The following is a 6643-nucleotide window of genomic DNA, read 5'->3' on the forward strand; positions in this document are numbered from 1 at the left end:
TTGCGGCCAACGCGGTCTTTCAGTGCAGGTTTTGGGGCTGCTGCGCAGCCCAACGGGGATAAATCCCCTCGCCACAGAACTCATTCACCACAGAACCCACTCGCCACGGAACTCATTCGCCACAGAACCCACTCCCCCCATAGCCCATTCACCACAGAACCCACTCACCCCAGAGCCCACTCACCACAGAATCCCCCATGCCATAAGGCCTCTCTTGCCAGAGGGGGATTGTGCAAGTCTTACAAACCGCACACATCGCGATCTTCGATCGGCCGGCTCTGGCGCAGGCGGCGGCCGCCGAGGACGACCCAGTCGATCAGGCGGAACAGGCATTCGATGCCGAACGACAGCAGCAATGCGCCGCTCATGCCCCAGATCATTGCCTCTGGCGTCAGCAAAATCTGGTAGCTGTAGCCGTTCCAGGTTTCCTTGCGAATATCCGGATCGGCGGCCAGGACCACTTGCAGGAAGCGCACATACCACGGGCCTTGCATCGCCTGGAATTGCTTGTCCAGCGCGACCTGGCGGGTGAGCAAAGTATTCAGGCTGTCGGCATCGCTGCGAAAAATCGGGTCTTCGCTGGCACGGTAATGTGCGACCAGCGCCTGCATATCGCCTTTGAAAAACTGATCCGCCGTGCCCTGGAAACCACGCAGGCCGGTCTGCGCTTCGATCAGGTGCGCTTCGACACGTTGCGCGTAATCGTTGATGAACCCCGGCACCTGGACACCGATCAACAGGCCCGCCGCAAACAACACCAGCCGTAGATAACTGAGCAACATGGGTGCAAATCCTTATTCGGTCTTGCCCTGGCTGACGCATTCGCCGCGTCGCCACAGGCTCCATTGGCCCGGTTCGTAACGGGTCCAGGTTTCGTTTTCGGTCAAAGGCTCGGTGGCAATCACCGTGACCACGTCGTTGGGCGTGGTTTCGGCCTGGAAGTCGACGATCACATCGACATCCTTGAGCCGCGCCGGGCCGAACGGGGCGCGGCGGGTGATCTGGGCGAGTTTGGTCGAGCAGTAACAGAACAGCCAGTCACCGTCGCTGAGCAGGCAATTGAACACGCCTTTGCTGCGATATTCGGCGCACGCTGCGACCAGATCCGGCAGCAGCGTTTCGATATCGACCGGCTCGGGGAAGGCTGCGCGTACCCGGTTGAGCAAATCGCAGAACGCCGCTTCGCTGTCGGTATCGCCGACCGGTCGGTAGAAACTCTTGATCGCAGTGAAGTCGGCGAGCTGGCCGTTGTGCGCGAAACACCAGTTGCGCCCCCACAGTTCGCGGACGAACGGGTGGGTGTTGGACAGGCAGACCTTGCCGACGTTGGCCTGGCGAATATGGCCGATGACCACTTCGCTCTTGATCGGATAACGCTGCACCAGGTTGGCAACTTCCGACTCGCTGCTCGCTGCCGGGTCCTGAAACAGCCGCAGGCCCCGCCCTTCGTAGAAGGCAATGCCCCAGCCGTCGCGGTGCGGGCCGGTACGGCCGCCGCGTTGCATCAGGCCGGTGAAGCTGAACACGATGTCGGTCGGCACGTTGGCACTCATGCCCAGTAATTCACACATGTGCGGACTCTCGGGTTACAGACGCGGCTCGACCCGCATGCGCTGCGGATTGTTCGGTACTGGCGGGCGACCGTAGCGGTCGTCACCGGCGCCGCCGAACGGTTGATCATCGTCGCGCTCTTCGGCACGGGCCGCAGCCTTGGCGGCCTCGGCGCGTTCACGCCGTGCTGCCGAGGCACGCTCGATCGGCAGGCGGATCAAAACGAAAACCAGATACACCCCGAAGGCGATCATGCCGTACATGAACAGATCGGAAACCGCGCGCCAGGCGTTGTTGCCGACCTTGAACAGCATGTCCAGGGCGGTGATGGCGATGGCCGGTGCAACTTTGGCTTTCACCGGATCGACGATGGTCGGGCTGAACAGCAACACCGCCATCAGCACACGCAGCGGCTCGCGCAGCCAGCGCCACATCCAGGTGGTCAGGCGCATCCATACCAGCAGGCAGCCCACGGCGGCAAAGGCGTAAAGGCCCCAGGCGATCAGATAGTCGTTCTCGGTCATGGTGTCCATGGCAAGGCAGGCAAATAGGCGCTTATAGTAACGACTTTTCGCCCATGCGGCTTGTCCCAATACCAGACGGCCAGCAGCCGCCCCTGTGGGAGCGAGCCTGCTCGCGAATACGGACTGTCAGTTGCAACAGCGTTGCCTGACACACCGCTTTCGCGAGCAGGCTCGCTCCCACACGGGCTGCGGCGCTTTCAAGACCTGCGAACAACCCAATTCCGAATATTGTCCGAGAGCCTTCCATGCCCGAATCCGCCAATGTCATGACTGCCCCGATTGCCCAGCGGGCGCCCGGCGCCGACCCGTATGCCTGGCTGCAGGAACGCGATACCGACGCGGTGCTCGATTACCTCAAGGCTGAAAACGCTTATCAGGAAGCGCAAACCGCCGATCAGGCCGAGCTGCGTGAAAGCCTGTTCAACGAGATCAAGGGCCGGATTCTCGAGACTGATCTGTCCCTGCCCTCGCCCTGGGGCCCCTACCTTTATTACACGCGCACCACCGCCGGTGACGAATATGCCCGGCACTACCGCTGCCCGCGCCCGGCGGACGACAGCCTGACCCTCGATGAAAGCCGCGAGCAACTGTTGCTCGACCCGAATGCGCTGGCCAACGGCGGTTTCTTCTCGCTCGGTGCTTTCAGCATCAGCCCCGATCACCAGCGCCTGGCCTACAGCGTCGATACCTCGGGCGACGAGATCTACACGCTGTTCGTCAAGGAGCTGTCCAACGACAAGGTCAGCGAACTGGAATTCGAGGACTGCGACGGCAGCATGACCTGGGCCAACGACAGCCTGACCCTGTTCTTCGGCGTGCTCGACGACACCCATCGCCCGCACAAACTGTTCCGCTATCGCCTTGATGGCACTGCCGCCGAAGAGGTTTTTCACGAGCCGGACGGGCGTTTCTTCCTGCATTGCTACCGCGCCAGCTCCGAACAGCAATTGCTGCTGTCGCTGGGCAGCAAGACCACCAGTGAAGTCTGGGCGCTGGACGCCAACCAACCGCACCTGCCGTTCAGCTGCCTGGCGCCACGGGTCGAAGATCACGAATACGACGTCGACCACGGCCTGCTCGATGGCGTCTGGACATGGTTTATCCGTACCAACCGCGACGGCATCAACTTCGCCCTGTATCAGGCCCCGGACACTGGCGTGCCGCCGAGCGAGGCCGACTGGCAGAACCTGATCCCGCACAACGAAGAAGTGATGCTCGACGGTGTCAGCCTCAACACCGAGGCGATGACTTTGAGTCTGCGCGAAGGTGGCCTGCCGATCATCGAGGTTCACCCGCAGGGCTCGGCGCCGTATCGCGTGCAATTGCCCGATGCGGCCTACAGCCTCCACGTGCAAAACAGCCTGGAATTCGAGAGCGACCGCATTCGCCTGCGCTACGAAGCGTTGAATCGCCCGGCCCAGGTGCGCCAGTTGATTCTTGCCAGCGGCGAGCAAACGGTGCTCAAGGAAACCCCGGTACTCGGCCAATTTGATGCCGACGCCTATGTCAGCCAACGCCTATGGGCCACCGCCCCGGACGGCACGCAGGTGCCGATCAGTCTGGTGATGAAGCGCGAAATGGTCGGTAAACCGGTGCCGCTGTATCTGTATGGTTATGGCGCTTACGGCTCCAGCCTCGATCCGTGGTTTTCCCACGCCCGCCTGAGTCTGCTCGATCGCGGCATGGCCTTCGCCATTGCTCACGTACGCGGCGGCGGCGAGCTGGGCGAAGCCTGGTATCGCGCCGGCAAGCAGGAACACAAACACAACACCTTCAGCGACTTCATCGCCTGCGCCGAATTCCTGATTCTCAACGGCATCACCACGGCGGAGAAACTGGCGATCAGCGGCGGCAGCGCCGGTGGCCTGCTGATCGGCGCGGTACTCAATCAGCGCCCGGACCTGTTCGGCGTGGCGATTGCCGAAGTGCCGTTCGTCGACGTGCTCAACACCATGCTCGACCCCGATCTGCCGCTGACCGTCACCGAATACGACGAATGGGGCAACCCGGAAGAACCGGACGTCTATGATCGGATCAAGGCTTACGCACCGTACGAAAACGTCACCGCGCAGGCTTATCCGCCACTGCTGGTGATCGCCGGCTACAACGACAGCCGCGTGCAGTACTGGGAAGCAGCCAAGTGGGTGGCGAAATTGCGCGCGACCAAGACCGACGACAATGTGCTGCTGCTCAAGACCGAACTGGGTGCCGGGCATGGCGGCATGAGCGGGCGCTATCAGGGATTACGTGACGTAGCGCTCGAATATGCATTTGTGTTCAAGGTTTTGCAGATTGCCTGAGGAACTCTGTGGGTGGCTTGGGTCTTACAGCAGACCCTTGTGGCGAGGGGATTTATCCCCGTTGGGCTGCGAAGCGGCCCCAAAACCTGCAAACTCAGTATTCCTGAAGCACCGAGTTGGCAGGAATTGCGACTGCTGCGCAGCCGAGCGGGGATAAATCCCCTCGCCACAAAAGCCCATTCCTACGGGATCCGTGTATAGCCTTGAAATGTGATAACAAAAAGACCGCATCGACATGTCTGAACCGACCTTTCTGAACAACGAGATCCGCGACTGGCTGATGGACTGTGGCCTGTTCGATCAATTGCAGCTGGCCGACTTCGCGGCCGCTTCCGGCTATTTCAGCATCAGCACCGTGGCTGAAGGCGAGGCGATTTTTCGCGAGGGCGATGCCGGCAGTTTCATGTGCATCATTCACACCGGCCAGGTCGCCGTGCAGAAAACCGGCGCTGACGGCCAGGTCATCACCATGGCCACCCTGCGCAGCGGCCGGGCCTTCGGTGAAATGGCCGTGCTCGATGGCGAGCGCCGCTCGGCTACCTGCATCGCGGCGAGCAATTGTCAGTTGCTCAATCTGGGCAAGGACTCGCTGGAGAAAATGCTCAACGACGCACCGAAAATCGCCGCAAAAATCATCCGCGCCCTCGCCGTCTCGCTGTCCAAACGCCTGCGCATGGCCGATGGCCAGCTCGCCGCGCAACAGGTTTAGCCGCCCGGGGATTTGACCTTGTTGCCGTTCGGCTCGATGCCCGGCACAGGTTGATCCTTGCTCGGCGGGCTGGGCATTTCAATCGGCACCAGTGGCGGGCTGCCGCTACCGGCGCCCGACTTGGGCAGGGTGATCGGGGTGATCTGCGGATACGGTGTCGGCGTCGCGGTGCCGGGCGAGCCGGGCTGCGGCGTCGGGCTGACCGGAACGCTCTGCTGGGCCTGCACTGCAGTAATCGCGAGCGCGGCCAGGGTAATGACCGTTAGAATGGTGCGCTTCATCAAGGGCTCCGTTTGGCCTTTAGTCTGTGCTCAGGCTACTCCCAACGCGCCTGCTTGCCTTCCCCCCTTTAGAGATTTCCATGAAACGTTTCGTTCTGCTCGACACCACCCCGATCCCTGAAAACGGCGGTGCCCTGTGCCTGTTCGAGTATGGCGAGGATTTCGTCATCAAGATCCAGGGCGGCGACGGCGGACAGTTGATGAACACGCGCATGCACGGTTCCGAGGACGCACTGGCAGAAATTCCCTGCCGCAAGGTCGCCGGCCGGTCGAATTCGCGGGTGTTGATCGGTGGCCTGGGTATGGGTTTCACCCTCGCCTCGGCACTCAAGCACCTGGGCAAGTCCGCCGAAGTGGTGGTCGCTGAGCTGGTGCCCGGCGTAGTCGAGTGGAATCGCGGCCCGCTCGGGGAGAAGTCCGGTCGGCCATTGCTCGACCCGCGCACGGTGATCCGTCAGGAAGATGTGGCCAATGTGCTGCAAAGCGAGCCGAACGGTTTCGATGCGATCATGCTCGACGTCGACAACGGCCCTGAAGGCCTGACCCAGAAGGCCAACAGCTGGCTGTATTCCGCCGCAGGTCTGAATGCCTGCGCCAAGGCGCTGCGCCCCAAAGGTGTGCTCGCGGTATGGTCGGCCAGCGCCGACCGACAGTTTTCCGACAAATTGAAGAAGGCCGGTTTCAAGGCCGAAGAAGTCCAGGTCTTCGCCCACGGCAACAAGGGCACCCGTCACACGATCTGGATTGCCGAGAAGCTCAAGGGCTGAGCTAAACTGCGCATAACCGTCATCAGTCTTTCTGCAAAGGTGAACCCATGAGTTCGTCCACCCCCACCAACACGTCGAAGCTGGACCGCATCCTCGCCGACAACCAGCGCGACAAGGAAATGGGCTACCGCGACAAGGCCCTGAAAATGTACCCGCACGTCTGCGGCCGCTGCGCCCGCGAGTTTTCCGGCAAGCGCCTGAGCGAACTGACTGTGCATCACCGCGACCACAACCACGACAACAACCCGCAGGACGGCTCGAACTGGGAGCTGTTGTGCCTGTATTGCCACGACAACGAGCACTCGCGTTACACCGATCAGCAGTATTTCGGCGACGGCTCGCTGAGCACACCGAAGATCGCCAAGGCCACGCATAACCCGTTTGCGGCCCTGGCTGGCCTGATGAAAAAAGAAGATTGAAGATCTTCATCGCCTGAGCTGGCCCTTTCGCGAGCAGGCTCGCTCCCACAGTTGAAATGCGTTCCCCTGTGGGAGCGAGCCTGCTCGCGAAG

The 6643-nt window shown here is 61.6% G+C and carries 8 protein-coding genes; 4 read left to right on the plus strand and 4 right to left on the minus strand.

Annotation, left to right across the window (positions count from 1 at the left end):
* Positions 1–239: 239 nt before the first annotated feature.
* Genes ACV8MC_RS26265 through ACV8MC_RS26275 form a run of 3 tightly spaced genes read right to left on the minus strand, consistent with a single transcriptional unit; the run spans position 240 to position 2084 of the window.
* Positions 240–782 carry a DUF2937 family protein gene (locus ACV8MC_RS26265; RefSeq protein ID WP_457264060.1) on the minus strand — a complete coding sequence of 181 codons (543 nt, stop codon included), beginning with the start codon at positions 780–782 and terminating at the stop codon, positions 240–242.
* Positions 783–794: 12 nt separating this feature from the next.
* Positions 795–1571 carry a class II glutamine amidotransferase gene (locus ACV8MC_RS26270; protein WP_252887460.1) on the minus strand — a complete coding sequence of 259 codons (777 nt, stop codon included), beginning with the start codon at positions 1569–1571 and terminating at the stop codon, positions 795–797.
* A gap of 15 nt (positions 1572–1586) precedes the next feature.
* On the minus strand, positions 1587–2084 hold the full coding sequence (locus ACV8MC_RS26275; RefSeq protein ID WP_041478845.1) for a hypothetical protein: 498 nt from the start codon (positions 2082–2084) through the stop codon (positions 1587–1589).
* 236 nt (positions 2085–2320) lie between these two features.
* Between ACV8MC_RS26275 and ACV8MC_RS26280 the strand changes: the two genes are divergently transcribed.
* Together ACV8MC_RS26280 and ACV8MC_RS26285 are read left to right on the plus strand one after the other, a co-directional pair.
* Positions 2321–4375 carry a S9 family peptidase gene (locus ACV8MC_RS26280; RefSeq protein WP_457264063.1) on the plus strand — a complete coding sequence of 685 codons (2055 nt, stop codon included), beginning with the start codon at positions 2321–2323 and terminating at the stop codon, positions 4373–4375.
* 235 nt (positions 4376–4610) lie between these two features.
* Positions 4611–5084, plus strand: a complete 474-nt coding sequence (locus ACV8MC_RS26285) for a cyclic nucleotide-binding domain-containing protein (protein WP_016771227.1) — start codon at positions 4611–4613, stop codon at positions 5082–5084.
* On the opposite strand, the gene ACV8MC_RS26290 is transcribed toward ACV8MC_RS26285, so the two are convergent.
* Positions 5081–5365 (minus strand): hypothetical protein, encoded by a 285-nt coding sequence (locus ACV8MC_RS26290; protein WP_016771228.1) that lies wholly within the window; start codon positions 5363–5365, stop codon positions 5081–5083. The genes ACV8MC_RS26285 and ACV8MC_RS26290 overlap by 4 nt on opposite strands.
* Positions 5366–5445: 80 nt before the next feature.
* On the opposite strand from ACV8MC_RS26290, the gene ACV8MC_RS26295 reads away from it, so the two are divergent.
* Together ACV8MC_RS26295 and ACV8MC_RS26300 are read left to right on the plus strand one after the other, a co-directional pair.
* Positions 5446–6132, plus strand: a complete 687-nt coding sequence (locus tag ACV8MC_RS26295) for a spermidine synthase (protein ID WP_056783581.1) — start codon at positions 5446–5448, stop codon at positions 6130–6132.
* 47 nt (positions 6133–6179) lie between these two features.
* Positions 6180–6551: a YajD family HNH nuclease gene (locus ACV8MC_RS26300; RefSeq protein ID WP_003222612.1), complete on the plus strand. Its 372-nt coding sequence runs from the start codon at positions 6180–6182 to the stop codon at positions 6549–6551.
* Positions 6552–6643 lie beyond the last annotated feature (92 nt).

The sequence above is a fragment of the Pseudomonas sp. PK-RTE-24 genome (genome assembly GCF_054052265.1).

What these genes read in the sequence shown, in the direction of transcription:
- ACV8MC_RS26265 (WP_457264060.1), bottom strand. Translation starts at nt 782, where the DNA reads ATGTTGCTCAGTTATCTACGGCTGGTGTTGTTTGCGGCGGGCCTGTTG.
- ACV8MC_RS26270 (WP_252887460.1), bottom strand. Translation starts at nt 1,571, where the DNA reads ATGTGTGAATTACTGGGCATGAGTGCCAACGTGCCGACCGACATCGTG.
- ACV8MC_RS26275 (WP_041478845.1), bottom strand. Translation starts at nt 2,084, where the DNA reads ATGGACACCATGACCGAGAACGACTATCTGATCGCCTGGGGCCTTTAC.
- ACV8MC_RS26280 (WP_457264063.1), top strand. Translation starts at nt 2,321, where the DNA reads ATGCCCGAATCCGCCAATGTCATGACTGCCCCGATTGCCCAGCGGGCG.
- ACV8MC_RS26285 (WP_016771227.1), top strand. Translation starts at nt 4,611, where the DNA reads ATGTCTGAACCGACCTTTCTGAACAACGAGATCCGCGACTGGCTGATG.
- ACV8MC_RS26290 (WP_016771228.1), bottom strand. Translation starts at nt 5,365, where the DNA reads ATGAAGCGCACCATTCTAACGGTCATTACCCTGGCCGCGCTCGCGATT.
- ACV8MC_RS26295 (WP_056783581.1), top strand. Translation starts at nt 5,446, where the DNA reads ATGAAACGTTTCGTTCTGCTCGACACCACCCCGATCCCTGAAAACGGC.
- ACV8MC_RS26300 (WP_003222612.1), top strand. Translation starts at nt 6,180, where the DNA reads ATGAGTTCGTCCACCCCCACCAACACGTCGAAGCTGGACCGCATCCTC.